The organism is Micromonospora sp. HB375 (assembly GCF_017872985.1).
GTDB lineage: Bacteria > Actinomycetota > Actinomycetes > Mycobacteriales > Micromonosporaceae > Micromonospora > Micromonospora chalcea.
The window spans coordinates 3,964,916-3,991,734 of sequence record NZ_JAGGJO010000001.1; the positions used below are offsets into that span (position 1 = coordinate 3,964,916).

25 protein-coding genes are annotated in these 26,819 nt (G+C 72.9%); 11 read left to right on the forward strand and 14 right to left on the reverse strand.

Going from position 1 to position 26,819, the window contains the following annotated elements; genetic code table 11:
• The 6 genes from J3R08_RS18230 to J3R08_RS18255 all read right to left on the reverse strand — a co-directional run bounded on the left by J3R08_RS18230 (nucleotide 1) and on the right by J3R08_RS18255 (nucleotide 5,800).
• Nucleotides 1–843: a PmoA family protein gene (locus J3R08_RS18230; RefSeq protein ID WP_209962179.1), complete on the reverse strand. Its 843-nt coding sequence runs from the start codon at nucleotides 841–843 to the stop codon at nucleotides 1–3.
• The gene (locus tag J3R08_RS18235) at nucleotides 840–1,448 is read right to left on the reverse strand and encodes a hypothetical protein (RefSeq protein WP_209962181.1); all 609 of its coding nucleotides are present in this window, start codon (nucleotides 1,446–1,448) and stop codon (nucleotides 840–842) included. Before J3R08_RS18235 ends, J3R08_RS18230 begins: the two co-directional genes overlap by 4 nt.
• Nucleotides 1,445–2,314: a carbohydrate ABC transporter permease gene (locus J3R08_RS18240; protein WP_064445733.1), complete on the reverse strand. Its 870-nt coding sequence runs from the start codon at nucleotides 2,312–2,314 to the stop codon at nucleotides 1,445–1,447. The genes J3R08_RS18235 and J3R08_RS18240 overlap by 4 nt, the downstream gene beginning before the upstream one ends.
• Complete coding sequence (locus tag J3R08_RS18245; protein ID WP_064445732.1) at nucleotides 2,311–3,291, reverse strand: carbohydrate ABC transporter permease; 981 nt, start codon at nucleotides 3,289–3,291, stop codon at nucleotides 2,311–2,313. The genes J3R08_RS18240 and J3R08_RS18245 overlap by 4 nt, the downstream gene beginning before the upstream one ends.
• A 21-nt stretch (nucleotides 3,292–3,312) precedes the next feature.
• Complete coding sequence (locus J3R08_RS18250) at nucleotides 3,313–4,656, reverse strand: ABC transporter substrate-binding protein (RefSeq protein ID WP_113972866.1); 1,344 nt, start codon at nucleotides 4,654–4,656, stop codon at nucleotides 3,313–3,315.
• Between the two features lie 97 nt (nucleotides 4,657–4,753).
• Nucleotides 4,754–5,800 carry a LacI family DNA-binding transcriptional regulator gene (locus J3R08_RS18255; RefSeq protein ID WP_043323558.1) on the reverse strand — a complete coding sequence of 349 codons (1,047 nt, stop codon included), beginning with the start codon at nucleotides 5,798–5,800 and terminating at the stop codon, nucleotides 4,754–4,756.
• A 241-nt stretch (nucleotides 5,801–6,041) separates the two neighbouring features.
• Between J3R08_RS18255 and J3R08_RS18260 the strand changes: the two genes are divergently transcribed.
• The 8 genes from J3R08_RS18260 (at nucleotide 6,042) to J3R08_RS18295 (ending at nucleotide 15,635) form a co-directional block, all read left to right on the forward strand.
• Entirely contained in the window at nucleotides 6,042–7,370 is a 1,329-nt protein-coding gene (locus J3R08_RS18260; protein WP_043323555.1) for a Gfo/Idh/MocA family protein, read from the forward strand.
• 17 nt (nucleotides 7,371–7,387) lie between these two features.
• A complete protein-coding gene (gene uxaC, locus J3R08_RS18265) occupies nucleotides 7,388–8,821 on the forward strand; it encodes a glucuronate isomerase (RefSeq protein ID WP_209962183.1) in 1,434 nt (477 codons plus the stop codon).
• Entirely contained in the window at nucleotides 8,818–10,119 is a 1,302-nt protein-coding gene (locus J3R08_RS18270) for an enolase C-terminal domain-like protein (RefSeq protein ID WP_209962185.1), read from the forward strand. Before uxaC ends, J3R08_RS18270 begins: the two co-directional genes overlap by 4 nt.
• On the forward strand, nucleotides 10,110–11,594 hold the full coding sequence (locus tag J3R08_RS18275) for a mannitol dehydrogenase family protein (RefSeq protein WP_113972870.1): 1,485 nt from the start codon (nucleotides 10,110–10,112) through the stop codon (nucleotides 11,592–11,594). The genes J3R08_RS18270 and J3R08_RS18275 overlap by 10 nt, the downstream gene beginning before the upstream one ends.
• 25 nt (nucleotides 11,595–11,619) lie before the next feature.
• Complete coding sequence (locus J3R08_RS18280) at nucleotides 11,620–12,786, forward strand: Gfo/Idh/MocA family protein (protein ID WP_209962187.1); 1,167 nt, start codon at nucleotides 11,620–11,622, stop codon at nucleotides 12,784–12,786.
• A gap of 28 nt (nucleotides 12,787–12,814) precedes the next feature.
• Nucleotides 12,815–14,158, forward strand: a complete 1,344-nt coding sequence (locus J3R08_RS18285) for a polysaccharide lyase family 1 protein (RefSeq protein WP_209962189.1) — start codon at nucleotides 12,815–12,817, stop codon at nucleotides 14,156–14,158.
• Nucleotides 14,159–14,440: 282 nt separating this feature from the next.
• Nucleotides 14,441–14,899, forward strand: a complete 459-nt coding sequence (locus J3R08_RS18290) for an ATP-binding protein (RefSeq protein ID WP_209962191.1) — start codon at nucleotides 14,441–14,443, stop codon at nucleotides 14,897–14,899.
• Nucleotides 14,900–14,906: 7 nt separating this feature from the next.
• Nucleotides 14,907–15,635 carry an HD domain-containing protein gene (locus J3R08_RS18295; RefSeq protein ID WP_209962192.1) on the forward strand — a complete coding sequence of 243 codons (729 nt, stop codon included), beginning with the start codon at nucleotides 14,907–14,909 and terminating at the stop codon, nucleotides 15,633–15,635.
• A 198-nt stretch (nucleotides 15,636–15,833) separates the two neighbouring features.
• On the opposite strand, the gene J3R08_RS18300 is transcribed toward J3R08_RS18295, so the two are convergent.
• The 5 genes from J3R08_RS18300 to J3R08_RS18320 all read right to left on the reverse strand — a co-directional run bounded on the left by J3R08_RS18300 (nucleotide 15,834) and on the right by J3R08_RS18320 (nucleotide 21,755).
• Entirely contained in the window at nucleotides 15,834–16,250 is a 417-nt protein-coding gene (locus J3R08_RS18300; protein WP_064445722.1) for a barstar family protein, read from the reverse strand.
• A gap of 61 nt (nucleotides 16,251–16,311) precedes the next feature.
• Nucleotides 16,312–16,752 carry a ribonuclease domain-containing protein gene (locus J3R08_RS18305; RefSeq protein ID WP_030499301.1) on the reverse strand — a complete coding sequence of 147 codons (441 nt, stop codon included), beginning with the start codon at nucleotides 16,750–16,752 and terminating at the stop codon, nucleotides 16,312–16,314.
• A 187-nt stretch (nucleotides 16,753–16,939) separates the two neighbouring features.
• Nucleotides 16,940–19,849 carry a M36 family metallopeptidase gene (locus J3R08_RS18310; RefSeq protein WP_280841825.1) on the reverse strand — a complete coding sequence of 970 codons (2,910 nt, stop codon included), beginning with the start codon at nucleotides 19,847–19,849 and terminating at the stop codon, nucleotides 16,940–16,942.
• 227 nt (nucleotides 19,850–20,076) lie between these two features.
• Nucleotides 20,077–20,706, reverse strand: a complete 630-nt coding sequence (locus tag J3R08_RS18315; protein WP_209962196.1) for a DUF6642 family protein — start codon at nucleotides 20,704–20,706, stop codon at nucleotides 20,077–20,079.
• An 809-nt stretch (nucleotides 20,707–21,515) separates the two neighbouring features.
• Nucleotides 21,516–21,755: a winged helix-turn-helix domain-containing protein gene (locus J3R08_RS18320; RefSeq protein WP_209962198.1), complete on the reverse strand. Its 240-nt coding sequence runs from the start codon at nucleotides 21,753–21,755 to the stop codon at nucleotides 21,516–21,518.
• 300 nt (nucleotides 21,756–22,055) lie between these two features.
• Between J3R08_RS18320 and J3R08_RS18325 the strand changes: the two genes are divergently transcribed.
• Both J3R08_RS18325 and J3R08_RS18330 read left to right on the forward strand, forming a co-directional pair.
• Complete coding sequence (locus J3R08_RS18325) at nucleotides 22,056–22,331, forward strand: DivIVA domain-containing protein (protein ID WP_064445717.1); 276 nt, start codon at nucleotides 22,056–22,058, stop codon at nucleotides 22,329–22,331.
• A 2-nt stretch (nucleotides 22,332–22,333) separates the two neighbouring features.
• A complete protein-coding gene (locus J3R08_RS18330) occupies nucleotides 22,334–22,639 on the forward strand; it encodes a hypothetical protein (RefSeq protein WP_209962200.1) in 306 nt (101 codons plus the stop codon).
• On the opposite strand, the gene J3R08_RS18335 is transcribed toward J3R08_RS18330, so the two are convergent.
• Nucleotides 22,567–23,112 (reverse strand): hypothetical protein, encoded by a 546-nt coding sequence (locus tag J3R08_RS18335; RefSeq protein WP_069088515.1) that lies wholly within the window; start codon nucleotides 23,110–23,112, stop codon nucleotides 22,567–22,569. The genes J3R08_RS18330 and J3R08_RS18335 overlap by 73 nt on opposite strands.
• A 330-nt stretch (nucleotides 23,113–23,442) precedes the next feature.
• Here J3R08_RS18335 and J3R08_RS18340 point away from each other — a divergent pair, with 330 nt between their 5' ends.
• A complete protein-coding gene (locus J3R08_RS18340; protein WP_209962202.1) occupies nucleotides 23,443–24,228 on the forward strand; it encodes a hypothetical protein in 786 nt (261 codons plus the stop codon).
• 91 nt (nucleotides 24,229–24,319) lie between these two features.
• On the opposite strand, the gene J3R08_RS18345 is transcribed toward J3R08_RS18340, so the two are convergent.
• Together J3R08_RS18345 and J3R08_RS18350 are read right to left on the reverse strand one after the other, a co-directional pair.
• The gene (locus J3R08_RS18345; RefSeq protein ID WP_082930909.1) at nucleotides 24,320–24,877 is read right to left on the reverse strand and encodes a M23 family metallopeptidase; all 558 of its coding nucleotides are present in this window, start codon (nucleotides 24,875–24,877) and stop codon (nucleotides 24,320–24,322) included.
• A gap of 103 nt (nucleotides 24,878–24,980) precedes the next feature.
• The gene (locus J3R08_RS18350) at nucleotides 24,981–26,762 is read right to left on the reverse strand and encodes an ABC transporter ATP-binding protein (RefSeq protein ID WP_374102410.1); all 1,782 of its coding nucleotides are present in this window, start codon (nucleotides 26,760–26,762) and stop codon (nucleotides 24,981–24,983) included.
• Between the last annotated feature and the right edge of the window lie 57 nt (nucleotides 26,763–26,819).

A 26,819-nucleotide genomic window follows, 5' to 3' on the forward strand; every position in this document is an offset into this window, starting at 1 on the left:
TCACGGCGTCACCCCCAGGCGGGCCGACACGTCGTCCGGGTCGAGGTGGCCGTCGGCGACCAGCACCCGGTGCCGGTTGTGCCGGGGCCGGCTGGCCGCGACCACCGCCGGGGTGTCGAACGCGTACGCGACGCAGACGCCCGGGTACATGGCGGTGCGCACGAACCACCTGTCACCCGGCCCCAGACCGGTGAACACCAGCGTGTACGCGCCACCGCCGGGCGCGGAGGCGGACAACGCCAGCCAGGGCGCGGCCGAGCCGTTCACCGCCTCCTCGCCCGCCGCCTCGGCGGTGCGCACCCGCGCTTCCCCGTCGGCCACGGCACGCCAGAAGAATCCGCCGTAGCCGGCGCCGCCCGGGCGGCCGTTCGTGGCCGGGCTGCCCAGGCGCACGTCGGCGCCGGTGGCGGAGGTGAGCGTGGCGGACAGGTCCAGCCACCAGGCGTCCTCCCCGGCCGGGGTGGCGGTGATCCGCCGGTGTTCGTGCAGCAGCACCCGGCCGTGCCGGTCCCGCCATTCCAGGTCGTGGTCGAGCCGGTCGGCGGTCCGCTCCCGCCAGCCGGTGTGCGCGATGACGCCGTGGTCGTCGCGCCAGGCGTAGCCGGTGCCGCGCACGTACGTCCGGCCGCCCCACAGGTTGACGCCGTCCACGTCCTGCACGGCCAGTGACGCGCCGAGGTGCCAGACGTGGTCGGCCGGAAGCGCGTCGGTGACCGGCGTGCCGGAAAGGGTCCGCACCGGATGCAGGTAAGGCCGGGGCCCGTGGCGCGGGTCCAGCTCCGGCCGGACCAGGTACCGGGCCACCTCGGCGCCGTCCACCACCAGCCGGGGTTCGGCGGTCACGTCGGGTCCGGGGCGGGGACCGGGCGGCGGGCGTCGAGCGCGTGCAGCGCCGCGAGGGCGTACCCGCCGAGGATCGGCACCGCGACCGGCGTGACCAGCACGCCCAGCAGCACCGCGAGGGCGCAGATGCCGGAGGCGGCGGCCCACACGCCGGGGCGCTGCGGGCAGGTGCGGGCCACCTTACGGGCGGCGGACCGCCAGCCCCGGCCGCCGCTGCGCCCGACCGCGACGGTGACCAGGCCCGCGTACCCGAGCAGGACCGCGACCACGACGGCGGTGAGCGCGAGCGCGGGCCCGCCGCCGGGAACCCGGCCGGTGGCGAGCGCGACCAGGTCGGCGGCGAGCAGCGCGACGGCGGCCAGGGCGACGGCGCTGACCGCCAGCCCGGCAGGCAGCGCGCGGCCGAACCGGGCCAGGCCGGTCCGCGCGTCGGGCCAGGAACCGGTGACCGACCTGTCGTGCAGCGCGGCACTGGCGGTGGCGAGCGCCGGGGCGAGCGTGAGCACCGGCAGCGCGGCGAGCGCCACGGCGAAGCCGAGCAGCGCCAGGTCGGTCGCCTCGCGCAGCGTGTCCCGCCAGGCGGCACGGGCAGGCACGGCGGTCATCCCTTCAGCCCGCTGGTGTTGATGCCCTCGACGAGCATCCGCTGGAAGGCCAGGAAGAACAGGAACACCGGCAGCAGCGACAGCACCGACATGGCGAACATCGGGCCGACGGCGCTCTGGCTCGTCGAGTCGATGAACAGCGTCAGCGCCACCGGGACGGTGTAGTCCTCCAGGCTGGACAGGAACACCAGTTGCCGGAAGAAGTCGTTCCAGGTCCAGATGAACGAGAAGATCGCGGTGGTGACCAGCGCCGGGCGGCTCAGCGGCAGGATGACGTGCCGGAACACGCCGTACGGGGACGCGCCGTCGATGGTGGCCGCCTCGTCCAGCTCGCGCGGGATGCCGCGCATGAACTGCACCATGAGGAAGACGAAGAACGCCTCGGTGGCCAGGAACTGCGGCACCAGCAGCGGCAGGTACGGCCAGTCGCCGCCGACGAGGCCGAGGCTGCGGAACAGGATGTACTGCGGCACGATCAGCACGTGCCCGGGCAGCAGCAGCGTTCCGATCATGACGGTGAACCACAGCTTGCGCAGCCGGAACCGCAGCCGGCCCAGGGCGTACGCGGCGAGCAGGCAGGACAGCGCGTTGCCGACGACGGTGAGGCCGCTGACCAGCACACTGTTGAGGAAGAACCGGCCGAAGCTGATGTCGAAGTTGGTCCAGCCGTCGACGTAGTTGCCGGGGGTGAACACCTCCGGCAGCAGGCCGACGTTGTTGACGATCTCGGCCTGCGACTTGACCGACGTGCCGAGCATCCAGAACAGCGGGTAGAGCACCACCGCGACGATCGCCACGAGCACGACCAGCCGCAGGACGTTGCGGCCGCCGCCCGGCCGGCGGCGGGCGACAGGAAGCGCCGTCATGAGTCGTCTCCGTCCGAGTAGTGCACCCAGAACCGGCCGGTGCTGAAGAAGACGGCGGTGACCACGCCGATCGCCACCAGGAACACCCACGCCATCGCCGACGCGTAGCCCATCTCCAGGTCGGTGAAGCCGGAGATGTAGAGCTTCAGCGTGTACATCAGGGTGGAGTCGACCGGGCCGCCGGTGCCGTTGCTGAGCACGAACGCGGCGGTGAAGCCCTGGAAGCCGTTGATGGTCTCCAGCACCAGGTTGAAGAAGATCACCGGGGAGAGCATGGGCAGGGTGACCGCGCGGAAGCGCCGCCACGCCCCGGCGCCGTCCACCGCCGCCGCCTCGTACAGCTCGGTGGGCACCTGCTTGAGCCCGGCCAGGAAGATCACCATGGGCGCGCCGAACTGCCAGATCGCCAGCACCATCAGCGTCTCCAGCGCCCAGTCCGGGTCGCTGACCCAGGGCAGCCCCTCGACGCCGAACAGGGCGAGGAACGAGTTGAACGCGCCGTCCCGGTTGAACATGTTGACCCAGACGATGGCCAGCGCGACGCTGCCGCCGAGCAGCGACGGCAGGTAGAACAGGCTGCGGAACAGCCCGACGCCGCGCCAGGCCCGGTTGAGCAGCAGCGCCACGCCGAGCGCGGCGGCCAGCTTCAGCGGCACCGCGATCAGCGCGAACGTCAGCGTGACCCGCACCGCGTGCCAGTACGACGGGTCGGCGGTGAACATCCGCTCGTAGTTGGCCAGCCCCACCCACCGCACCTCGGACAGCGGCGTGAGGATGTCGTAGTCGGTGAAGCTCAGCCAGAGCGACAGCAGCATGGGGATCGCCGTGACGCCCATCAGTCCGATGAGCCAGGGCGAGAGGAAGACGTACCCCGCCAGGCCCTCGCCGAGCCGGGCCCGGCCGGCCCGACGCCGCGTGGGGCGAGGGCCGGCCGGTCCGGTGCGCGGGGTCCGGCCGGGCGCCGTGGTGACAGCCACGGGACCGGTCCTTTCGTGGGGTCAGGCGATCGCGGACTTGCAGGCGGTGACGAACTGCTCGGCCGCCTGAGCCGGGGTGGCGCGGCCGTACTGGGCGTTCTCGGCGGCCTTGACCAGCTCGGACTTGACCTTGCTGTGCCCCTTGATCGGCACCTGGGGCGAGGCGCCGAACTTCTGCGCCAGGTCGGACTCGACCTGGATGGACTGCTTCATGGCCGGGTCGGTGGCGGTCTCGCTGACCTTGGCGCGCAGATCCATGTTCGACGGCAGACCGCGGTCGGTGCCGAGCAGCGCCACCGCCTCCGGGTCGTTGTTCAGGAAGTTGATCACGTCGACGGCGACGTCCTTGTGCTTGCTGCCCTTGAACACCGACCAGTACATCGAGGCGCGCGCCCACTGCCCGCTCGGGTCACCCGGGTACGCGACCACGCCCAGCTCGTCCTTGGTGTTCTTCTTCAGGTCCGGCATCTGGTTGACCCAGACCCAGGAGGTGGCCGACTTGCCGGTGACCACCAGCTGCTTGGTGATGTCGCTGGAGTTGCCCTCGTGGATGACGTCAGGCTTCGGGGTGGCGCCCCGGTCCCGCGCGCCCTTCCACAGCTCGAACCACTTCGTCACGTCCTCGGCGGTGAAGCCGAGCTCCTTGCCGTTGTACAGGTCCTTGCCCTGCTGGCGCAGCCACACCCAGAGCGCCTTGTAGTCGGCGCTCGGGTCCTGAGTGCCGGGCACCTTCGTCTTCTTCGCCACCTGCTCGGCCCAGGCGATGTGCTCCTCCCAGCTCATCCCGGTGGTCGGCTCGGGCAGCCCGTTCTTTTGCAGCAGCGTCTTGTTGTAGACCAGGCCCTGGGTGTTCTCCCCGGCGGCCACCCCGGCGAGCTTGCCGTCGACCACGCCGTACTCCAGCAGGCTCTTGGGGAACTTCGACACGTCGAGCTTGCCGGAGTCCTGGTAGCTGCCCAGGTCGAGCGTGGTGCTGCGGCCGGCGTACTCGGCCAGGTAGTTGTCGTCGATCTGGAACAGGTCCGGCGGGTTGCCGCCGGCGGTGAGCGTGGCGAGCTTGTCGAAGTAGCCCTGGTTGGCCTGCCAGGTCTTCTCGAACGTCACGTCGGGGTGCTTCTTGGTGTAGAGGGCCAGGGCGTCCTCGGTGAGCTTGGCCCGGGCCTCACCGCCCCACCAGAAGACGGAGAGTTTGACCGGGCCGCCGTCGCCGCCGGCGTCGTCGTCGCCGCAGCCGGCCGCGCCCAGGGCGAGGGGCACGGCGAGCGCGACGGCGGCCAGGCCGCGCACGAGTCGGCGTCGGGTCACAGGGGTACGGTGATGCCGCCCGGCGGGTGCGCCGGCGGTGGGGGACGTTGCGGGGTGCATCTGCGCTCACTCCTCGGCTGTGGGAGGCGACGACGTCACCGGCGGCCGTCCACGGGCCGCCCGGGTCCGCAGTGCTGTGCGGGCCCGGGCCACCTGCTCAGGCCCCGGTGCCGTCCCGGCCGGGCGCGGGGACGGGCCCGGTCGAGTCGCGGACGACCAGTTCGGTCTGGAGCATTACCTGTGCGGTGGTGCGACGGTCGCCGGCCGCCGCGCCCCGGCCCCGGGCGCCGCGTGGCGCGTCGGAGTCGAGTTGCAGCAGCATGTCGACGGCCGTCCGGCCGGCGGCCGCGGTCGGCGTGGCCACCGTCGTCAACTTGGGGCGGGTGAGCCGGCTCAGCGCGATGTCGTCGACGCCGACCACGCTCACGTCGTGCGGCACCCGCGTCCCGAGCGCGTCCAGCCCTTCGATCAGGCCGATCGCCATCAGGTCGTTGTAGGCGAGCACGGCGGTGACGCCGCTGCGGCGTACCTGTTCGGCCAGGGCGCCGCCGCCGGTCTCGGTGGGCTGGTTGGGTCCGAGGACGGTCAGCTCCGCTGAGCCGCTGCGGGCGGCGGCGGTAGCGGCGCGGCGCATCTCCCGGGCGGTCCACGAGCCGCGTGGGCCGCCGAGCAGCGCGATCCGGCGGTGGCCGAGCCCGAGCAGGTGCTCGATCGCGGCCCGGGCGCCCTGCCCGACGTCCATCATCACGCAGGGCAGGCCGGCGACCTGGCGGTTTATCACCACCACCGGGACCTCGCGGCTGACCTGCTCGATCAGGCTGTTGCTCATCCGGGGGCTGCACAGCAGCACGCCGTCGACCTGCTTGGCCAGCGCGTGGACCAGGTCCTCCTCGGCGACCGGGTCCTCGTTGGTGTCGGCGACGAACACGTGGTAGTCGCGGTGCCGGGCCTGCCCCTCCGCCGCCTTGATCAGCGGCGGGAAGAACGGGTTGGCGATGTCGGCCACGATCAGGCCGATGTTGTGCGTACGGCCGGTGATGAGGGCCCGGGCGGCCCGGTTGGGCCGGTAGCCGAGGTCCTCCGCGCAGGCCAGCACCCGGACCCGGGTCTCCGGGTTGACCAGGTGCGGGGCCGAGAACGTCCGGGACACGGTGGAGATGTGCACACCGGAGGCGCGGGCGACGTCCCGGATGGTGGCTGGCACGGCGGGCTCCCTCGTCCGATGTGGTGGGGGTCACGGGTGTCGCCCATTAATGCAAACGGTTGCGCCCGTGTCAACGGTCCATTGTTGCGGCTCGATTGCGGCGACGGTGCCGGTGGGCGCGCGAAACCTCATCAATGCGGATGGACAGGGCGGCTTGACCGCCATCCGTTGACGACGTATCCATCGTCGTGGTTTCTTCGGCTGCAAACCTTTGCAGCCGACTGCCGGGGAGGCCGACGTCATGTCACCACCGGCCCGGGAACGGGTCCGCCACGCCCTGGTCGGCGCCGGGGCGCGCGCCGAGATGTTCGTCCGCGCCCTGGCGCTCGACCACGCCGACACCGCCGAGCTGGTCGCGTTCGCCGACGTCAACCAGACGAGGATGGACGCGCACAACCGCTGGCTGGCCGAGCTGGGCCGGTCGCCGGTGCCCACGTACACGGCCGGCGACTTCACAGCGATGCTCGCCAAGGAGCGCGTCGACGTGGCGCTGGTGACCAGCGTGGACGCCACCCACGACGAGTACGTGACGGCGGCGCTGCGCGCCGGCTGCGACGTGATCGTCGAGAAGCCCATGACGGTCGACGCGGAACGGTGCCGGCGCATCCTGGACGCGGTCGCCGAGACCGGCCGCCGCGTCACAGTCGCGTTCAACTACCGCTACAACCCGCTGCACGAGCAGGTCCGGCGGCTGCTCGCCGACGGCGCGGTGGGCGAGATCGGGTCGGTGCACTTCGAGTGGCTGCTCGACGTGCGCCACGGCGCCGACTACTTCCGCCGCTGGCACCGCGACAAGTCCGTCTCCGGCGGGCTGCTGGTGCACAAGTCCGGCCACCACTTCGACCTGGTCAACTGGTGGCTGGACGCGCGCCCGGTCGAGGTGCACGCGTACGGCAGGTTGTTCTTCTACGGCGCCCACGGCCGCCGGCACGGCTACGCCCGCGACTACGACCGGGCGCACGGCTCCCCCGCCGCCGACGGCGACCCGTTCGCGCTGCGCCTGGCCGACCACCCGCGACTGCGCGAGCTGTACCTCGACGCCGAGGCCGAGGACGGCTACCACCGCGACCGCAACGTCTTCGCCCCCGGCGTGACCATCGAGGACGACCTCGCGGTGCTCGCCCGCTACGACACCGGCGCGACCATGACCTACCACCTGACCGCGTACGCCCCCTGGGAGGGCTACCGGGTGATGGTCAACGGCAGCCGGGGCCGCCTGGAGCTGGAGGTGACCGAGAGCGACCACGTCAGCCCGTCCGTCGCCGGTGCACTGAAAGGCGCGGCGCTGCACGGCGACGAGGCCGCCGTCGAGCGGGGCGCGGCCCGGCTCACGCTGCGCCCGTTCTGGGCGCCACCGGTCCAGATCCCGGTCGAGGGCTGGACCCGGCGCGGGCACGGCGGCGCGGACACCCGGATGACCCGGGTGCTGCTCGGCGGCGAACCCGACCCGCTCGGCCGGGCCGCCACCGCCCGCGACGGCGCGCTCGCGCTGCTCACCGGCCTGGCCGCCAACCGCTCGCTGGAGACCGGCGCGCCCACCCGCGTCGCCGACCTGCTCACCCTGCCCTGACCGAGGAGCCCGCCCCCGTGCCGATCATCTCCCCCAGCGATCTGCTGCTGCCCGCCGAGCCCGGCCTGCGTGCCCTGGCCCGCGAGCTGTACGCGCTCGCCGCGCAGCAACCGATCATCTCCCCGCACGGGCACGTCGACCCCGGGCTGCTGGCCGACGACCAGCCGTTCCCCGACCCGGCCCGGCTGCTCGTCGTACCCGACCACTACCTGACCCGGATGCTGCTCAGCCAGGGCGTACCCCCGGCCGACCTGGGCGTGCCCAGCGTCGACGGCAGCCCGGTGGAGACCGACGGGCGGACCATCTGGCGGCGCTTCGCCGCGCACTGGCACCTGTTCCGCGGCACCCCGTCCCGCCTGTGGCTGGAGCAGACGTTCCGCAACGTGTTCGACGTCGACACGCCGCTGAGCCCGGCCACCGCCGACACCGTCTACGACGCGCTCGCGGCGCGCCTGGCCGAACCGGGGTTCCGGCCCCGGGCGCTGTTCGAGCGCTTCGGCATCGAGGTGCTCGCCACCACCGAGTCGCCGCTGGACGACCTGGGCCGGCACGCCAAGCTCGCCGCCGACGGCTGGGGCGGGCCGGGCGGGCGGGTGGTCACCACGTTCCGCCCCGACGACGTGGTGGACATGGAGTTCGGGAACTGGGCGGCAAACGTGGACCGGCTCGCCGAGGTCTCCGGCGAGGACACCGGCACGTACGCCGGATACCTGGCCGCGCTGCGGGCCCGGCGGGAGGCGTTCGCCGCCGCCGGGGCCACCTCCACCGACCACGGGCACCCGACCGCCCGTACCCTCGATCTCAGTCCGGCGCAGGCCGCGGCCCTGTTCGACAGGGGCCGGCGCGGCCTGGCCGACACGGGCGACGCGGAGGCGTTCCGGGCGCACATGCTGCTGGAGTTCGCCCGGATGTCGCTCGACGACGGCCTGGTCATGCAGCTGCACCCCGGTGCGGTGCGCAACCACAACCGGTGGCTGCACGCCCGGCACGGCCGCGACGTGGGCGGGGACGTGCCGCAGGCCACCGAGTACGTGCACGCTCTCGCGCCGCTGCTGGACGCGCACGGCAACGACCCGCGGCTCACAGTGGTGCTCTACACGCTCGACGAGGACACGTTCACCAGGGAACTCGCCCCCCTGGCCGGCGGCTACGCGGCGCTGCGCCTCGGCGCGCCCTGGTGGTTCCTGGACTCCCCCGAGGTGCTGCGCCGGTTCCGCGAGGCGGTCACCGAGACGGCCGGCTTCTACAACACCGCCGGGTTCGTCGACGACACCCGCGCGTTCTGCTCCATCCCGGTACGCCACGACGTGGCCCGCCGGGTCGACGCCGGATTCCTCGCCCGCCTCGTCGCCGAGCACCGGATGACCGCTGACGAGGCCGCCGAGACGATCGTCGACCTGGCGTACCGGCTGCCGAAGCAGGTCTTCAAGTTCGGAGGTGGGCCTTCATGACCACAATCGTCGACGTCGAGGTGCACGACGTGCGCTTCCCCACCGCCGCCAGCGGCGACGGCTCGGACGCGATAAACCGGGGCGACTACTCGGCCACGTACGTGGAGCTGACCACCGACGGCGGGCCGACCGGCACCGGGTTCACGTTCACCAACGGCCGGGGCAACGAGATCACCTGCGCGGCGGTCCGCGCGCTCGCCCACCACGTACGCGGACGCACCGTCGCCGAGATCGCCGCCGAACCCGTCGCGTTCTGGCGCTCCCTGGCCGCCGACGTGCAGCTGCGCTGGCTGGGCCCGGAGAAGGGCGTCATCCACATGGCCACCGGCGCGCTCGTCAACGCGGTCTGGGACCTGCGCGCCAAGCTCGCCGGCAAGCCGATGTGGCGCCTCCTCGCCGAGATGCCCACCGACGAGCTGGTCGCGACTGTCGACTTCCACCACATCACCGACGCGCTCACCCCGGACGAGGCGGCGGCCATCCTCGACAAGGGACGCGACGGCCTGGCCGACCGGCTCGCCGGGCTGGAACGCGACGGGTTCCCCTCGTACACCACGTCGGTGGGCTGGCTCGGCTACCCGGACGAGCAGGTGCGCGCGCTGACCCGCGACGCGTACGCCGCCGGGTGGCGCGCGATGAAGATGAAGGTCGGCGGGCGGATCGAGGACGACCTGCGGCGGGCCCGGATCATCAGGGCCGAGATCGGCCCGGACGCGCTGCTGATGATGGACGCCAACCAGGTGTGGGACGTGGACGAGGCGATCGCCGCGATGGGCGTGCTCGCCGAGGTCGACCCGTACTGGATCGAGGAGCCCACGCACGCCGACGACGTGCTCGGCCACGCCCGGATCGCCCGCGCGGTCACCGAGCTGACCGGCGGACGCTGCCGGGTCGCCACCGGCGAGGTCGCCGCCAACAAGGTCATCTTCAAGCAGCTGCTCCAGGCCGAGGCGATCGGCGTGATGCAGATCGACGCCTGCCGCGTCGGCGGCGTGGACGAGGTGCTCGCCGAACTGCTGCTGGCCGCGAAATTCGGCGTGCCGGTCTGCCCGCACGCGGGCGGCGTGGGCCTGTGCGAGTACGTGCAGCACCTCGCGATCTTCGACCATCTGCGCGTCGGCACGAGCCTGGACGGCCGCATGGTCGAGTACGTCGACCACCTGCACGAGCACTTCACCGACCCGGTCCGCACCCGGGGCGGGCGCTACCTGGTGCCCACCGTGCCCGGCTACAGCTCCACCATGCGCCCGGAGTCGATCGCGCGGTTCCGCTTCCCGGACGGCCCGGCATGGCGCTGACCCCCGACCGGCTCGGCCTGGCCACGCTGCGCCACCTGCCGCCGGAGTCCCGGCCGCTGCTGCGCCCCGGCACCGTGCCGGCCGGCATCGTCCACCTCGGCGTCGGCGCGTTCCACCGCGCCCACCAGGCGGTGCACACCGAGGCGGCGGTCGGCGCGGCCGGCGGCGACTGGGGCATCATCGGCGTCGCGCCGCGCAGCACCGACGTGGTCGACGCCCTGGCCGCGCAGGACTGCCTGTTCAGCGTCACCACGCTCGCCCCCGACGCCGCGGCCACCCGGGTGGTCGGCGCGCTCGCCGGGGTACGGCACGCCGCGAGTGACCCGGACGCGGTGGTCGGCCTGCTCGCCGACCCGGCGATCCGGGTGGTCACGCTGACGGTGACCGAGAAGGCGTACCGGCTGGACCCGGTGACCGCAGCGCTCACAGTGGACGCGGACCTGACCGCCGACCTCACCACCGGCCGTCCCCCGCGTACCGTGCCCGGTCTTCTGGTGCGCGGGCTGCTCGCCCGCGCCGCCGCCGACGCCGGGCCGATCGCGCTGGTGAGCTGCGACAACCTGCCCGCCAACGGACGCCGTCTGCGCGGGCTGGTGGAGCAGTGCCTCGCGCTGGCCCGGGTGCCGGACGCGAGCGCCGAACGGGTGCTCACCGCCGTCACCTGCCCCGGCACCATGGTCGACCGCATCGTGCCGGCCGCCACCGACGAGACCCGGGACACCGCGCGCCGGGCGCTGGGCGTGACCGACCTGGCGGCGATCGCCGCCGAACCGTGGTCGCAGTGGGTGATCGAGGACGACTTCCCCGGCGGCCGACCGGCCTGGGAACGGTCCGGCGCGGTGCTCACCGACGACGCCGGCCCGTGGGAGCGGCTGAAACTGCGGGCCCTCAACGGCGTGCACTCGGCCACCGCGTACCTGGGCGCGCTCGCCGGCGCGGAGACGGTGGCCGAGGCGCTGACGCTGCCGCACCTGGAGGCGGTGCTGCGGCGGCTGGTCGCCGAGGACATCACGCCGAGCTTCACCCCGCCGGCCGGCGTCGACGTGACCGCCTACGGCGAGCAGGTGCTCGCCCGCTTCGCCAACCCCGCGATCCGGTACCGGACCACGCAGGTCGCCATGGACGGCTCGCAGAAGCTGCCGCAGCGGGTGCTGCACACCGTCGCCGACCTGCGGGCGGCCGGCCGGTCGGCGCGGTGGAGCGCGCTCGTGGTGGCGGCCTGGCTGCGGTTCCTGCTCGGGTACGCCGACGACGGCCGGCCGCTGCCGCTGGACGACCCGCTCGCCGACCGGCTGCGCGCCGCCCTCGCCGCCGGAGCGCACACCCCGGCCGGGGTGGTGGACGCGGTCTTCGCGCTGCGCGAGGTGTTCCCGCCCGACCTGGCCGCCGACGACGAGTTCCGCGCCGACGTGACCGGCTGGCTCACCGCGCTGGAACGCCACGGCGTCCGGGCCACGCTGGCGGACGCCCGGTGACCGGGAGCACGCCGGGCGGCGCCCGGTGAGCGCCGGCGGGCCGCCACGGGTGGCGTTGATCGGGGCGAACGGGCACGGCCGCTGGCACCGCCGGACCATCGCGGAACTGCACGCGGCCGGGCGGGCGCGCCTGGTGGCGCTGGTCGACGTGCGGCCGCTGGATGCCGAACCGGACGCGCCGGTCCCGCCGGAAGCGGCCGTTTTCACCGACCACCGGGCCATGCTCGCCGAGTCCCGGCCCGACGTGGTGGTGATCTGCACGCCGCCGCACACCCACCTGCCGATCGCGCTCGACGCGCTCGCCGCCGGGGCGGACCTGCTGCTGGAGAAGCCGCCGGTGCTCGACCTCGCCGAACACCTGACGCTCACCGCCGCCGCGGACGCCGCCGGCCGGGCCGTGCAGGTCAACTTCCAGGCGCTCGGCTCGGCCGCGCTGACCGAACTGACCGGCGCGCTCGGGCGGCTCGGCCCGGTCACCGGCATCGCCACACTCGCCGCCTGGCAACGCCCGGACGCCTACTACGCCCGCTCCCCGTGGGCCGGGCGACGCACCGTCGACGGCCGCCCGGCGCTGGACGGAGCGCTCGCCAACCCGCTCGCCCACGCGCTCATGCAGTGCCTCGCCGTCGCCGAATCGGTCACCGGCGCACCCGTCCGCCCCGCCCGGATCGCCGTCGAGCGCTACCGGGTGCGCCCGATCGAGGTGGACGACACCACAGTGCTGCGACTGACCCCGCACGCCGGGCCGCCCGTGCTGGCCGCGCTCACCCTCGCCGCCGAGGAACACGTACCCGGGGAGGTGCTGGTCACCGGCGAGCGGGGCCGGGCGGTGCTGGAGTACCCCACCGACCGGCTGCGGCTACCCGGCGACGACACGCCACGCCCGGTGCCCGGCCGCCGCGGGCTGCTGGCGAACCTGCTCGACCACCGCGCCGACGGCACGCCGCTGATCGCGCCGCTGGCGCGTACCGAACCGTTCACCGCGGTGCTGGACGCGCTGCGGGACGCGCCCGTTCCGACGCTGCTCGACGGGGACCTGGTGCGCGAGGCGGGCGACGGGCCGCAGCGGGTGCGGATGGTGCGGGGCGTCGGCGCGGTGCTGCGGACCGCCGCGCAGACCGGCGCGCTGCCGTCCGAGGCGGGCGTGCCGTGGGCGGTCACGCCGTACGTGGTGGACCTGCCCGCGCAGTGAATGTCCCTCCAGGAGAACGGAACGAGTCATGCGTACCCGAACCGCAGTCGTCGCGGCGCTGACCGCCGCGCTCGTCCTCACCACCGCCGCGCCCGCGCCGGCCGCACCTGGTGAGCCGTCCCGGGCCGCCGAGCTGATCGGCCGCCAGGCCCTCGCCGCGAACGACGGCTGGGCCGCCGCCGGCACCGGCACCACCGGCGGGTCGGCCGCCACGCCGGAGCGGGTGCACGTCGTGCGTACCCGGGCCGAACTGGTCGCCGCGCTCGGCGGCGACAACGCCACGAACGCCACCGACGCCACCTCCAAGATTGTGTACGTGGCCGGAACCGTCGACGGTTTCGAAGGCCCGGACGGCACGCCGCTGGACTGCGCCGACCTGGCCGACCCGGAGTACTCGCTGCCCGCCTACCTGGCCGCGTACGACCCGGCGACCTGGGGGCGGACGAACCCGAGCGGGCCGCTGGAGGCCGCCCGGGTGCGGTCGGTGGCCAACCAGACCCGGCTGACCCAGATCAACGTCGGTTCCAACACCACGATCATCGGCCTGCGCGGCGCCCGGCTCACCGGCCTGACGCTGATGATCGACCGGGTGGACAACGTGATCGTGCGCAACATCGAATTCGTCGACGCCCGGGACTGCTTCCCCGCCTGGTCCCCCACCGACGGCGACACCGGCAACTGGAACTCCCAGTACGACCAGATCTCGGTGCGGCGCAGCGAACACGTCTGGATCGACCACAACACGTTCACCGACGGCGACAACCCGGACAGCACGCAGCCCGTCTACTTCGGCCGGCCCTGGCAGGTGCACGACGGCTCGCTGGACGTCACGCACACCGCCAGCCTGGTCACCGTCTCCTGGAACCGGTTCACCGGCCGGGACAAGGTGATGCTGATCGGCTCGTCCAACACCGTCGGGCCGGACGTGGGCCGGCTCGCCGTCACCGTGCGGCACAACCTGTTCGACGGCACGCTGCAACGGCTGCCCCGGGTACGGTTCGGCCAGGTCGACGTGCACGAGAACCACTACCGGCTCGGCGGGCCCGGCTTCGAGTACGCCCTCGGCGTCGGCGTGCAGTCCGCGCTGTACGCGGAGAACAACTTCTTCACGCTCACCGGCGACGCCGGCCCCGCAGACCTGCTGTACGACTGGGGCGGCACCGCGCTCACCGAGCGCGGCAGCTGGGTGCGCCAGGGTGACCGCCTGCCCCGGCCGGTGAGCCTGCTCGCCGCGTACAACGCCGTCCACGACCCGGACCTCGGCGGCGACGCCGGATGGACGCCGACGCTGCGCGCCGCCCGGCCGATGCCGGCCCCGCTGGTCCCGCTCGTCGTCGACGCCTTCGCCGGCGCCGGGCGGCTGCCGCTCTGACCTGCGCCTGAGCCCGCACGCGCACCGCCTCGACGCCGCCGGCGTGACCGTCCGCTCATCCCGCGCCGGCGTCCCCTCCGGGGGGCGCCGGCCCGCCGCCGTTGCCGCCCTGCCGGGCCGCCGGCTGACACGCCGCCCCCGATGCGCAATGATCACGTTTGACGGACAGCGCCGCCGGGGGAATGAATCGGCGGTCACCGGGGACAACAGGGTGAGAATCGGGCGGTGACAGCGCGAGTGGGCGCCCAGGTCCGGGGACGGGCACGGGACGGAGGGCCGGACGTGACGGGTGAGACATCCGGGGCCGCCGGCCCGGTCCTCACCATCGAGCTGCCGGCTGACCCGGGCCAGCTCGCCGCCACCCGCGAGCGGCTACGCGGCTGGCTGCACGCCCGGGGCGTCAGCGAGTGGGACGTCGAAACCGTCCTCATCGCCACCGGCGAGGCGTGCGCCAACGCCATCGAGCACGGGTACCGCTTCGCACCGGAGGGGCTCACCACGCTGCGGGCCGAGCTGCGCGGCGACCGGCTGGAGATCGAGGTACGCGACCAGGGCGGCTGGCGGCCAGCCGACGGCGACGAGAGCGGCGACCGGGGACGCGGGCGGCTGATCATGGCGCGGGTGATGGACGAGGCAACCATCGTCGGCACGCCGGAGGGCACCTGCGTACGCCTGGTCAAGCGCCTGACCGACGACGTGAGCGGCCCGGCGGGCACCGGATCTAGCGAAGATCAGCTATAAGGGACGCATGGAGTTCCCCGCGTACCTCGCCACCATGCCGATGCACGCGATCACCGAGATCCACGGTGAGCCCGGCCTGCTGGCCCGGTTCCGGCTGGAGATCGAGGCGTTCGACGAGGCCGACCGCGACCGGCTGACCGAGGCGCTCGACCTGGCCGCCGACCTGCACCGCGACGACCGGCGGGTACGCGAGCCGTACCTCAACCACCTGCTGCGGGTGTCGATCCGGCTGATGCACCACTACCAGGTGCGGGACGTGGACGTGATCGTCGCGGGGCTGCTGCACGACGCGGTCGAGGACCACCCCGCCGATCTGGCCGGGCTCGACCCTTCGGCCACCGGGCCCGACGTGACATCGGCGGCGCTCGCCGCGCTGTCCGGCCGGTTCGGGTCGCGGGTCGCCCGGCTGGTCGCGGCGGTCACCAACCCCGAGTACGACCCGGGGCGGGACCGCGACGAGCAGTACCGGGAGCACGTGGCGGCCAGCCTGGAACGGGAGCCCTGGGCCCGGGTGATCAAGGTGTCCGACTTCACCGACAACGGTGTGGGTGTGATCCACACGGTCGGGCCGAAGGTGGCCCGCGCCGCCGCGAAGTACCGCCCGCTGGTGCCGGTCTTCCGCGACCTGGTCGCCCGCCCGGACACACCGTTGTCGCCACCGGTCAAGGAGCACATCCTCGCCCAGCTCGACCTGGCCGAGGAGCGCTTCAGCGCCATCCTCGACCACCCCACCTGACCCCCACCCGCCCCGTCGATCATGAAGTTGACCGCCGGGAGAGCGCTCCCCACCCCCGCCAACTTCATGATCACCACCCGCCCTCGCGGCGTTGATCAAGGAGTTTGGGTCGCTCCGGCGGCCTGATTCGGACACAAACTCCTTGATCACCGCCCCGGTCGGCAGGCCGGGTGAGGGTGACGGGTGCGGGTGGTGGGATCAGCCGGTGGCGGGTGGGCCGGCGAGCCGTCCGCCGAGCACGGCGGCGACGCGGTCGCGCAGGGCGGGCAGCCGGTCCGGGTGGTCGTGCAGCACCACCCGCAGCGTCTCGTGGCCACCGGCGGCGACCGCGCCGAGCACGTCGAGCAGCGTGCCGAGCTGCGCGGGCGGCTCGTCGGCGAGCAGGTACGCCGCGTCGGTCACGACCACTGTCAGCGGACCGGCGTCGAGGCGGTCGGCGAGCGCGTCGGCCAGGGCGTCCCAGTTACGGCCGTACCAGTCGGGCAGGTCCAGCGCACCGGCCAGCGTCTCGTGCAGCCCGGCCCGGGTGCGGCCGGCCACGCCGGAGACCGGCACACCGTCCGGCTCGGACGGCGCAAAGTCGTACCCGAGCCAGGCCGGCAACCGCGTACCCATGATCCGTCCTTTCCCGACGGCGCCGGCCGGGCGTCGGGAGCCCGGCCGGCGTCGAGGCTGCTCAGAGCCGGTAGAAGTTGGCGTAGTGGTCGGGTGAGAACCAGGTCGCCCCGGTGCTCTTGTTGACCACGATCCGGTACGCGTCCCGGGAGGCGTTGCAGGCGCGCGGGTAGACGTCGTACTCGTAGTAGGTGGCGCCGGAGGGCAGCTGTCCCTCGTAGTTGTAGAACCGGCCGCCGGCGAAGTTGCACTGGCCGCCGCTCCACGAGTACCAGCCGCGGCTGGTCGGGAAGCTCTTCGCGGACCAGCCGGACCGCGCGGTGCGCGCGTCGGCGCAGCGGGACTGGGTGCAGGAGCCGTAGACGGCGGCAGCGGCCGGTTCGGCAAGCCGGGTGGAGACAGTGGCGGGGGCGACGAGCGCGGCGGCGGCCACGGCGGCGACCAGGGCGGACGCGGCGAGGGCGCGGCGTACGCGGGTGACGGCGGCGCGGAACGGGGTCAAGGGATCCTCCTTGAACGGGACGACAGCGCATCGACCGGCGTTGATGACCGGTCGACGCTCAGTCTGTCCGGGATCCTGCCCCCGGTACAGCCCCGATCCGGCGACGGCGCCCCGAATCCCGCGTGAACACACGGCGGCGGGTGCGGACGGACGACAGGGGCCGCCCGTCCGCACCCGCCGCGTGGAGCTAGTGCGAGAACGCCTGGAACTCGGCGATCCGCACGTTCTGCGCCTGCGGGCTGGCGGTGGCGCAGTCGGTCGCCGCCCGCGGGTCGTCGTCCTGCTCACCGGCGTAGTCCGGCGCGCCGGTGCACTGGTTGGTCAGCACCTCGACGCGCAGGTGCGTGGCAGTGGTGCGCGGGATGTCGAACGATCGCATGATCAGCTCCGGCGCCCGGGGACGCGGCGCCACCGACGGGAAGGCGTCCGGCTTGCTGGTGTAGACCGGCCGGAAGTCCGCCGCGTCGGCGCACGTCACCGGCCCCTGCGCGGTGCACGCCAGGACCCGGAACTGCCGCAGCGCGGAGTACCGGCTCTGGGTGCCGGTGTCCGCGTCACCGGTGACGGGCGGGCGCAGCATCGCGCTGACCTGCACCCGGCGTACCTGCTGGACGCCGCCGGCCAGGTCGACGGTGACCTGCCGGCCGGCGACCGGCGCGCCGAGCGAGGCCCAGTTGGTGGCCTCGTCGTCGTCGACGATCTGCGGCAGGTTGATCCCGTCACCGGCCACTGTCGCGCCGGTGGTCGCCGAGGCCAGGTTGGGTCGCAGCTTCACCGGCAGCGTCCGGTTCTGGCCCGCCTTGATCGTCACCGGGCCGATCCGGGTGTGCCCGTAGCCGGGGGCCCGCACCACGAACTCGTACGTGCCGGGCACCAGGTCCACCCGGTCGGTCAGCGGGGTCGCCGGGTCGGTGTCCGCGACCGGCACGGCCCGCGCCTGGTAGCGCCCGACGAACAGCTGCGCACCGGCCACCGGCCCGCGCTCGCCCACCGGCAGGAGCCGCAGCGAGCCCTCCCGGGCGTACGGGGAGGTGAAGCCCGGCGTGGGGTCGGGGTCGGTGTGGCCGACGCTGACCGCGCCCTCCCCCAGGCCGCGCTTGGCGAACGCGTTCCAGAGCAGGTCCTGGTTGGCCCCGCCGAAGCGGATCCGGTCGGCGGCGAGCATCGCGTCCCGGGCGTCGACCATGCTGACCTGGCTGACCGCCATCAGCAGGAACGAGTCGAAGACCAGCTGGATCCAGCGCCGGTTGCCGGGGCAGGCGGTCACGTCGCGAGCGCCGGTCGCGCACGCCTTCTGGATCGCCGGGGTGCCGCTGCCCCAGCGGCGCATCATGGCCGCGCGGATGTCGGTGTTGGTGGCGCTCCACACCTCGCCGGAGGCGTGCACCTGCAGGCCGACGAAGTCGTAGTCCAGCGAGCTGTAGTTCAGCGGGCTGTCGCTCATGTTGTAGTTGCGGATGCCCGCGTTCGGGTCCTGCGTGGTGTACTCGCCGATGGTGAAACCGCGCCGGCCGGGCGCGGCGTACCCGTGCTCGAAGAGGTACTCCATCGCGAGCTGGTCGGACCAGCTCTCGCTCATGCCCTGCGGCGTGCTGACCCCGGCGCTCGGGCCGGCGATCATGCGGTTGGTGACCGCGTGACCGTACTCGTGGGCGATCACCGACATGTCGAAGTCGCCGTCGACGCAGGGCGCGTAGAACGAGCCGGCGGTGGGCTGCCACAGGTACATGTTCGTGGTCGGCGCGACGCCGTCCGGCGGGGTGATCTGGTTGGCGTTGTTGCGGGCCGGGAACGTCGGCGGGCCGCCGCTGACGCCACCGGCCTGGGCGTTGCCCTGCTCGGGGTCGTTACCGAGACCACCGCGGCCGAGGTTGTCCTGCTGCATGTTCCAGGTCTCCTCGGTGAACCCGAGGTGGTACGTCCAGTCGTGCATCCGGTTGTGCATCGCGAACAGGTTCGCCCGGGCCGCGTCGATGTCGTTGGCGCGCGGCGAGGTGAACACCTCCGGGTTGCAGCGCTGCTCCTGCCACTGGTTCGTCCACGGGTACGCGTATTTGCGGTCCGGGCGGGGCGTGGCGGTCTCCGTGCCGACGCTGAACGCGTCGTTGCTGAACCAGTTCTGCACGGCTATCGCGTTGTTGCCCTTGGTCGTGGTGGTGGACTCGCCGGTCGCCGGGTCCACGTCCCAGGCCGGGTGCCCGGGCACCCCGACCACCTCGGCGCAGCCGCGCGCCGGCACGGCGCACCACCGCTTACGGGTGTCGACGGAGGACCTGTCGACCCGGGGCGAGTTCGGGAAGACCTCCCAGGACGGGTGGTCCGAGGCGTGGTCGATCAGGTCCTCGCGGACCAGCACGGCGCCGTCGCGGGCGTCCACGTAGGTGGAGTAGGCGGCCGGGTCCGCGCCGGTGGTGTCCGCGCCGAGGACCACCTCCCACGCCGCGCGCGGCCCACGGTCCGCGGTGGGCACCGCGACCAATGAGGTACGTATGACCTGCGCGTCGCCGCGGCCGGCATCGGCGATCGCCGCCTTGCGGGCCTGCTCGGCGCTGATCGTCGCAGGGGCCGGCGTACCGGCGTCGCGGGCGAGCGAGGAGCTGACGTGCCACACCGCTCCGTCGCGTACGCCGACCGACAGCATGCCGTCGACGGCGGCCGGCAGGTCACCGAAGCGCTGCCGGAACAGCACCGTCGCGCCCTGCCCCATCGGCGCCACGGTCAGCAGTTCCAGCGCGGCGGCGCCCTCGGCGGTCAGGCCCAGCACGTCCCGGTTGGCGGCCACGTACGCGCGCGCGGCGGCGGCCGGGTCGGCGGGCAGGCCGGTGGCCAGGGGCTTGCCGGTGGAGGTGAGCGTGGCGGGCGTACCGAAGTCGGTCCAGCGCACGCGCGCGCCGAGCGCGGCGGCCCGGTCCCGCTGCCGCTCGGTGGCGGCGACGCGGCCCTTGCGGTTGTCGGTGGCCTTGGTGTCGTGCCGGTCGCCCGGCAGGTGGTCGGGTGGCGCCTGGGTACGGGTCTGTTCCCGGGGTGCCGCCTGGCCGCCGCCAGCGGCGGTCAGGACCAGACCGGCTGCCAGCAGCAGCGCGGTGGTCCCCGTCAACGCACGGGATGGTGTGCGCACGGTCCCTCCTGTCATCGTCGAACGGCGATGTCCGTTCCGCCATCCGACCAGGACGATCGACGCGCCGACACCATCCGAACATCCATAAATGTTGCTGCGTCGATTTCTTCGCCCGTCAACAGAGATGTGCCACCCACCCGGCACGTCGAGCAGACCACCAGAGCTCCGCGCCGGGCCCTTCGCAGGAGCGCCGCCGAAGGTCGTTCTCAATCCCTTCCGACAGAGGCAGCCGATCCTCCTACCCGCATCGCCGGGATCTTGAAGCTCTCACCAGTTGCGTAAACCACTCGGAACCCGAGATGGTGCGCCAGCGGCGCCCATCGCACGGAGGCAACGAGCTGCTGAACGCTGTTGACCTTCCCGCTATTGACGAGCCTGTCCAGGAGCACCGTCTCGAAGGCCGCCGCTTCGATCCAGTTGACCTGTTTTGTGAAGCCGCACATCATCGCGGCACCGGTTCGCCTCAGGAAACCGACCATGTCGGCGTCAGACCCTCGAAGGACTGAACAAGCCCCGATGTAGATTCGCTTGCCGCTCCACGCACCCGCCGCCCACTCCGCCAGTTCATCGAGGCTCGTCGACTCTTTCTGTGATAGCCATAGCTGGCGCGGGGAGCCATGCAACGCGAAGAACCCAACCTCGAAAGAGGCGTACCTGGCCAAAGACCATTGACCGAGAAGGTACCGCAGTTGATCGCGGGTGACGGCGCTCCGGTGGATAGCCCGGAGGCTACCCAGCCCTTCTAGCAGCTCCAGCATCGGCCGCACAGACCAGCGCTTGGTCATGTCTGGATGCCATTCGCCCTCAACACAGAAGACGCCTTTGCGCGTCGGCATACGGATCTCCCCACGGTCACCGAAACCGCAACCGTACGGGGCATAGAGACGCGATCTCCATCCCGGAAAACGTCTTAACTAGATGGCCGATCGTCGCTTGCATCTCGCACCGGGGACTGGCGCTGCGCCAACACCGCAGGGGCCGCTCTACCGGACTTCGGGAGCAGGCGCCTCACCTGCTCCACCGACCCCCCGCGGACACCGAGGCTCTGCCGCGCTGCGCGGTAGAAGCCGTCACGGCCGACGTCGGCCCGATGAATCATCCCCGATACGTCCGTTGGGGGACGGGGAAGCGCACGCGCCGCCGACTCGATGTCGCGCACGGCGTGCCTCCACTCAGCAGCAGCGCGAACGGTAACCTCATCACCAAGCAGTAGCACCGCCTCCCAGGCGAGGGTATGCCGGACGTCCGCCTCCGCCAGCCGAACCAGTCCTTCATTCCGGTCCAGCGCCGGTCGCCTCGCGTTAGGCCGATGCTCTCCGAGCATTCGGGTGGCCACGGCGTGGATCTCTTTGACCGCTTTCGTCAATTCCACGTATGCGTCGAGACGCCGCTCGTCCCATCTGACCGTCTGCGTACGGCGCCAGCGGGTTCGCTCGTTCAGACCTGTAGCGAGCATTGTGCCCACAGTGCCGACCAGGACACCGAGCAGAGCGGGCAACTGCGTTGCCAGGATCTGCAGCACGTTCACCCACCGCCGTCCTGTCTGAACTGTCTCGATGGTTACGCTATCGCGGGTTGCGGCTGACATAGGACTCGACACAGTCGGCGACTGCGCAGCGTGGATGCCGATCGGACGGGCTCGGCCCTACGGCTCTCTCATCCAGGTCTTCGGGTCGGTCACGAAGATGCCCTTGCCCTGGTGACGCCGAATAACGCCGAGCGCCTCCAGTCGGACGTAGACCATCTGGATGGTCGAGGTACCGACCTTGTAGTCCGCCGCCATCTGGGCGATCGACGGCAGCTTGTCCTCTGGCTTGAGCCGCCTGCTCCGAACAGCAGCGATGATGTCGTCGGAGATGCGGATGTAGTCGGGTGTCGTAGGCATGGCGCTCCTTGCGTGGCCCGCCAATTCGATCACGAAACGCCCATGAACGACAACAATCAGTGGTTGACTTAAACGGCTAAGCCGTTAGTGTTGCTACCGGGCCGCTCCTCGCGTGGCAACGAGTTCGGCTCATCCCCCGGTCGGGGCGGGTGTGCGTACCCGTCCCGACCCTCCGGACTGCTCCGCCTCCGTACCGCCGATCCGGGCTGCGGCGGCGGAGCGGGCGGGCCGCCCGCGGCCGGCGTGCGGCCCGCCCCTCCAGACCCACCGCACCTGTCCCCCGCTCCTGGAAGGACCGATATGACGCCGCATCGATCCGGTCGGCTCTACCTGACCGCCCCACCGGCCCGGCTGACCCCGCACGAGGTGCGCACCCGCGCCTTCGACGCCCGCAGGCGCGGCGTCGACCCCGATCAGGTACGCGAGTTCCAGGCCCGGGTCGCCGACGAGCTGACCGAGCTGCACCGACAGGTACGCCTGCTCGCGCAGGAGAACGACAGGCTGAAGCGCGCCCTGCGGGACTGGCAGACCATGCACGCCCGCGAGTGCCGCCCGCCGAACGACGGCCACTGGTAGCGGTGCGCCCGCAACCCGGTGACCTGCTGCGCGTCGACGGCCGAGCGTCCGTGCAGTTCGGCGGCGACCGGGCGCTCACGTTCCGGGTCGCGTCGGTCGGCGCCGAGGTGCCGCACACCGGCTGGATCTGGCTGACCGGCTACGTGCTCAACCGTCGAGGCACCGCGACCGCGAAGCGGGAGATCTTCGTGCAGCTCGCCGGGCTGCGCCGGGCCGGCGAACCGTTGCCGCGCGATCAGTCCTGGGTGCCGGCGAACAGCGTCCAGGCGTCGATCTCGGTCGGCGCGAGCGGCCGCGCCGGCAGGTAGGACGCCAGGTCGCGGAAGTCCGCCACGGCGTTGTGCACGCACACCGCGAGCGAGAAGTGCAGCAGTTCGCGCAGCGCCTGCGCGTCGGGCGCGGTGGCGTCGTCGAGCAGCGGGCTGCGGACGTCCAGCGCGAACACCACGTGGCAGGCGCTCTGGTCGGCCTTGACGACGCAGTAGTAACGCCCCTCCTCGGCCAGCCGGTTGCGGATGTTCGCCCAGGCCATGGCCCCGGAGATGTCCGGCACGTCGGCGCCGGCCGCGCAGGCCATCCGGAAGACCCAGCGGGCCGGGTCCTCCGGCGACACCGCGCCGTAGACCAGCACCAGGCCACCGCGGTGGAAGACGGCGAAGCCCTGTACGTCGGGGGTGAGGTGCAGGAAGTCCGGAGTCCAGACCCGGTCGTACTGCCGCTCCGCCCGGGACCGCACGTACGTCACGGTCTGGCCGGCGGCGTGGCGAGCGTCTACGCCCATGCGTTCTGGTCCTCCCCCGAAGCATCGCGGAGCCTCACGCTACGAAGCGCTTCGATAACAGATCAAGGCATGCCGATCGAGTTTGGATGGTCGGTCTCGTGAACGGGACCGAACCCGCCCCGAGTCCCACGGATAGGACTACGGGACGGCTCGTCCGATCGGTCAACCAGCGGGGCGGAGCCGTCCGCGCGGCTGCGCGCGTACACCGGTCGCTGTTGTTAGCGTGGATCGCGGACCGCCACGGCGGTCCGGCCACCCCTCACCCGACGGCCCGCGCGTCCCGGCGACGCCGCGGGACGCGGTGCCGCGATCCGGCAGGGAGGGGGTGCGATGACCGCGGTGCCGGAGGATCCGGGGCCGGCCGACCAGCGGCCCGCGCCGCGCAACGGCTGGCGGGTACGGGCGCGGGCGCTCGGCGACGCGGCGCGCCTGCGGACCCGGCGTTTCTGGGACGGCGCGCAGCCTACGCTGCGGCGGCTCTGGTGGACCGAGGAGCCGGAGACGCCGGTGACCACAGTCGACCGGCGCGCCCCGGAGCCGCTCGTGGTGCCGGCGCAGGGCCAGGTGTACGTGTTCCTGGTGCGGGCCACCTACACCTGGTCGTCGGAGACCGCGCGGCCGGAGCTGTTCGGCTGGTACGTCGACTACTTCCAGGCGCAGGCCACGCAGCGGCTGCACCGGCTGGCCGTCCGGTACGCGGTGGAGGTGCCGCCGCACCGGCCGCGTGACCTGCACGCCGCGCTGACGGCGGCGCTGGCCGAGGACGATCCACCGCCCTGGACGTACGCGCGCGGGGAGGTGACGTTCGCCTGCGAGCCGGACGTCACGGTGCATCTGGACGAGCGGGTGCGCCGGCTGCTCCAGCCGTACTGGGAGCAGCGCATCGCGCTGGAGTGCGAGCGCGACCTGGCCCGCCGCCGCGCCGAGTACGCCGACGAGCGGGACCGGCGCGACCGGCAGCCGGAGGCGGCGGGAGCGAGGCCCGCGCCGCGAGCGCCGGACGCCGAGGGGCCGGCGGACCTGTTCCCGTTGGAGCCGCTGCTCCCCCCGCCCGCGCCGCGCCCGGCTCCGGGGCAGCGACCGCGTCCCGGCGAGCCGCAGCCACCGGCTGTCTGACGCGCCGCACGGACGGACGGCGGCGGTCAGCCCGCTACGGCCGCCTCGTCCGGCCGGGTCCGGCGGGCGGTCAGGTACGCGGCGAGGCCGATCAGCAGCCGTTGGTGCTCTTCTGGTTGCGCTTCAGCCCGTCTGACCAGGTCACGCCCTGCACGACGGCCACCACGACGCTGCCGTTGTGGATCTGCTCGTAGTGCAGGTGCGGGCTGAGGTCGTACTTCGCCGAGGTCGCGCCGACCCGGCCGATGACGTCGCCGCGCTTCACGGTGTCGCCAGTGGCCACCGCGCGCGAGTTGAGGTGGGCGTACCGGGTGCGCCAGCCGTCGCCGTGCCCGATGACGATGGTGTTCCCGTAGCCGGAGGTGGTGGAGTAGTACGACTCCAGCACGGTGCCGGCGGCGCTGGCGACCGTCCGGCGGTTGAGGTCGTCCGGGCTGCCGTTGGCGTCGTAGTGGTTCCAGTCGATGGCGTGAGCCGGGCTGTGCCCGTTCCAGTTGTTGCCCTGCCAGGTCTGGCCGCACAGGAACGGCATCCGGAAGCCCGGCCGGGCGGCCTGCGCGGGCTGCACGCCGAGCATCGCGCCCGCGACGACGGCGGTCGTGAGCAGCGCCGGCACGCGCCACCGGGCGGCGGTGGTCGTCAGCGACATCGTTCCCCTCCTCGCATCGAGTGATCCAGGTCGATGCTATGGGCCGCGCGGAGGTCGGGTAAATAGCTACACGGATGAATGCTCGATCAAAACTTTCCTACGGTCAGCCGACCAGGGCGGCGTAGCGGCCGCGCCGGTCCAGCAGCGCGTCGTGGGTGCCGGACTCGACGATCCGGCCGTGGTCGAGCACCGCGATCCGGTCGGCGTCGCGCACGGTGGAGAGCCGGTGCGCGATGGTCACCACGGTGCGGCCCCGGGCCAGCTCGTCCAGCGCCCGCTGGACCGCGCGTTCGGTCTCGGTGTCCAGCGCGCTGGTCGCCTCGTCCAGCACCAGGATCCGCGGGTCGCGCAGCAGGGTCCGGGCGATCGCCAGGCGCTGCTGCTCGCCGCCGGAGAACCGGTGGCCGCGTGAGCCGACCATGGTGTCGTACCCGGCGGGCAGCGCGGCGATGAGGTCGTGGATGCGGGCGGCGCGGGCGGCGGCCTCGATGTCGGCGTCGGTGGCGTCCGGACGCGCGTACCGGAGGTTGTCCCGCACGGTGCCGTGCAGCAGGTACGTCTCCTGGCTGACCACGCCCACGACGGCGGCCAGATCGGCCGGGCGCAGGTCGCGCAGGTCGATCCCCTCGATGGTGATGCGGCCGGCGTCCGGGTCGTGCAGCCGGCTGATCAGCGCGGCGAGCGTGCTCTTGCCGGAGCCGGTCTCCCCCACCAGGGCGAGGCTGGTGCCGGCCGGGACGTCCAGGCTGACGCCCGCGAGGGCGGCGGTGTCGCTGCCCGGGTAGCTGAAGGTGACATCCTCGACGCGCAGGTGGCCGCGGGCGGTGGCCGGGTCGAGCAGGACCGGGCGGGCCGGCTCGGCGACCTCGACGGGCAGGTCGAGGTATTCGAAGATGCGGGCGAACAGCGCGAGCGACGCGGTGAGCGTGACGCCCACGTTGAGCAGGCCCATCAGCGGCCGGAACAGGTTGCCCTGCAGGGCGGTGAACGCGACGAGCGTGCCGATGGTGAGCGTGCCGGCGGTGCCGGGCAACCCGGCGCCGAGGTAGATCACCGCGGGGATGGCGGCGAAGACGATGCTCATGGCGGCCATCCGCCAGCGTCCGGCCAGCTCGGAGCGCAGTTCCAGGTCGACCAGGCGGGCCGAGGACGCGGTGAACCGGTCGACCAGGGCCGGGCCGGTGCCGAGCGTCTTGGCCAGCCGGACGCCACTGACCGACAGCCCCTCCTCGATGGTCACGGTGAGGTCGGCCAGCTCGCGCTGGCGCTGGGCGGTGATCTCCCGGCGCAGCCGGGCGACGCGGCGGGTGAGCCACAGCGCGGGCGGCAGCACGACCGCCGAGACGAGCGTGAGGCGCCAGCTCAGCGCCAGCATGGCGATGGTGGTGGCGACCACTGTGGTGAGGTTGGCGGCGATCGAGGTGGCGGTGGAGGTGACCACCGCCTGCATGCCGCCGATGTCGTTGGTGATGCGCGACTGGACCTCGCCGGTGCGGGTGCGCACGAAGAAGCCGATCGACTGCCGCTGGAGGTGGGCGAAGACGTCGGCGCGCAGCCGGTGCATGACCTGCTGGCCGACGCGGGTGGAGATCCAGGTCTGGGCGACGCCGAGCACGGCGGTGACGGCGGCGACCGCGACCATGCCCGCGACCAGCCAGGCCAGCAGGGTCAGGTCACGCTCCGGCAGGGCCCTGTCGATCACGGTACGCAGCAGGAACGGCGTGGCCATCGCGATGATCGAGGACGCCACGATGATCGCCACCACGGTGGCGAGCGGGCCGCGGTGGGCGGTGAACAGGCCGCCGATCCGGCGCAGGGACACGTCGCGGGCCTGGGCCTTCTCGGCCGGGGAGACGGTTCGGCCGTCGCGGCGGCCGTCGGGGATTCGATCCAAGGGTGCTCCTCATGTGGGGGGACAATGCTGAGGTTACCTCAACATGAG

What these genes read in the sequence shown, in the direction of transcription:
- J3R08_RS18235 (WP_209962181.1), bottom strand. Translation starts at nt 1,448, where the DNA reads ATGACCGCCGTGCCTGCCCGTGCCGCCTGGCGGGACACGCTGCGCGAG.
- J3R08_RS18240 (WP_064445733.1), bottom strand. Translation starts at nt 2,314, where the DNA reads ATGACGGCGCTTCCTGTCGCCCGCCGCCGGCCGGGCGGCGGCCGCAAC.
- J3R08_RS18250 (WP_113972866.1), bottom strand. Translation starts at nt 4,656, where the DNA reads ATGCACCCCGCAACGTCCCCCACCGCCGGCGCACCCGCCGGGCGGCAT.
- J3R08_RS18260 (WP_043323555.1), top strand. Translation starts at nt 6,042, where the DNA reads ATGTCACCACCGGCCCGGGAACGGGTCCGCCACGCCCTGGTCGGCGCC.
- J3R08_RS18270 (WP_209962185.1), top strand. Translation starts at nt 8,818, where the DNA reads ATGACCACAATCGTCGACGTCGAGGTGCACGACGTGCGCTTCCCCACC.
- J3R08_RS18275 (WP_113972870.1), top strand. Translation starts at nt 10,110, where the DNA reads ATGGCGCTGACCCCCGACCGGCTCGGCCTGGCCACGCTGCGCCACCTG.
- J3R08_RS18285 (WP_209962189.1), top strand. Translation starts at nt 12,815, where the DNA reads ATGCGTACCCGAACCGCAGTCGTCGCGGCGCTGACCGCCGCGCTCGTC.
- J3R08_RS18295 (WP_209962192.1), top strand. Translation starts at nt 14,907, where the DNA reads ATGGAGTTCCCCGCGTACCTCGCCACCATGCCGATGCACGCGATCACC.
- J3R08_RS18300 (WP_064445722.1), bottom strand. Translation starts at nt 16,250, where the DNA reads ATGGGTACGCGGTTGCCGGCCTGGCTCGGGTACGACTTTGCGCCGTCC.
- J3R08_RS18315 (WP_209962196.1), bottom strand. Translation starts at nt 20,706, where the DNA reads ATGCCGACGCGCAAAGGCGTCTTCTGTGTTGAGGGCGAATGGCATCCA.
- J3R08_RS18320 (WP_209962198.1), bottom strand. Translation starts at nt 21,755, where the DNA reads ATGCCTACGACACCCGACTACATCCGCATCTCCGACGACATCATCGCT.
- J3R08_RS18325 (WP_064445717.1), top strand. Translation starts at nt 22,056, where the DNA reads ATGACGCCGCATCGATCCGGTCGGCTCTACCTGACCGCCCCACCGGCC.
- J3R08_RS18335 (WP_069088515.1), bottom strand. Translation starts at nt 23,112, where the DNA reads ATGGGCGTAGACGCTCGCCACGCCGCCGGCCAGACCGTGACGTACGTG.
- J3R08_RS18340 (WP_209962202.1), top strand. Translation starts at nt 23,443, where the DNA reads ATGACCGCGGTGCCGGAGGATCCGGGGCCGGCCGACCAGCGGCCCGCG.
- J3R08_RS18345 (WP_082930909.1), bottom strand. Translation starts at nt 24,877, where the DNA reads ATGTCGCTGACGACCACCGCCGCCCGGTGGCGCGTGCCGGCGCTGCTC.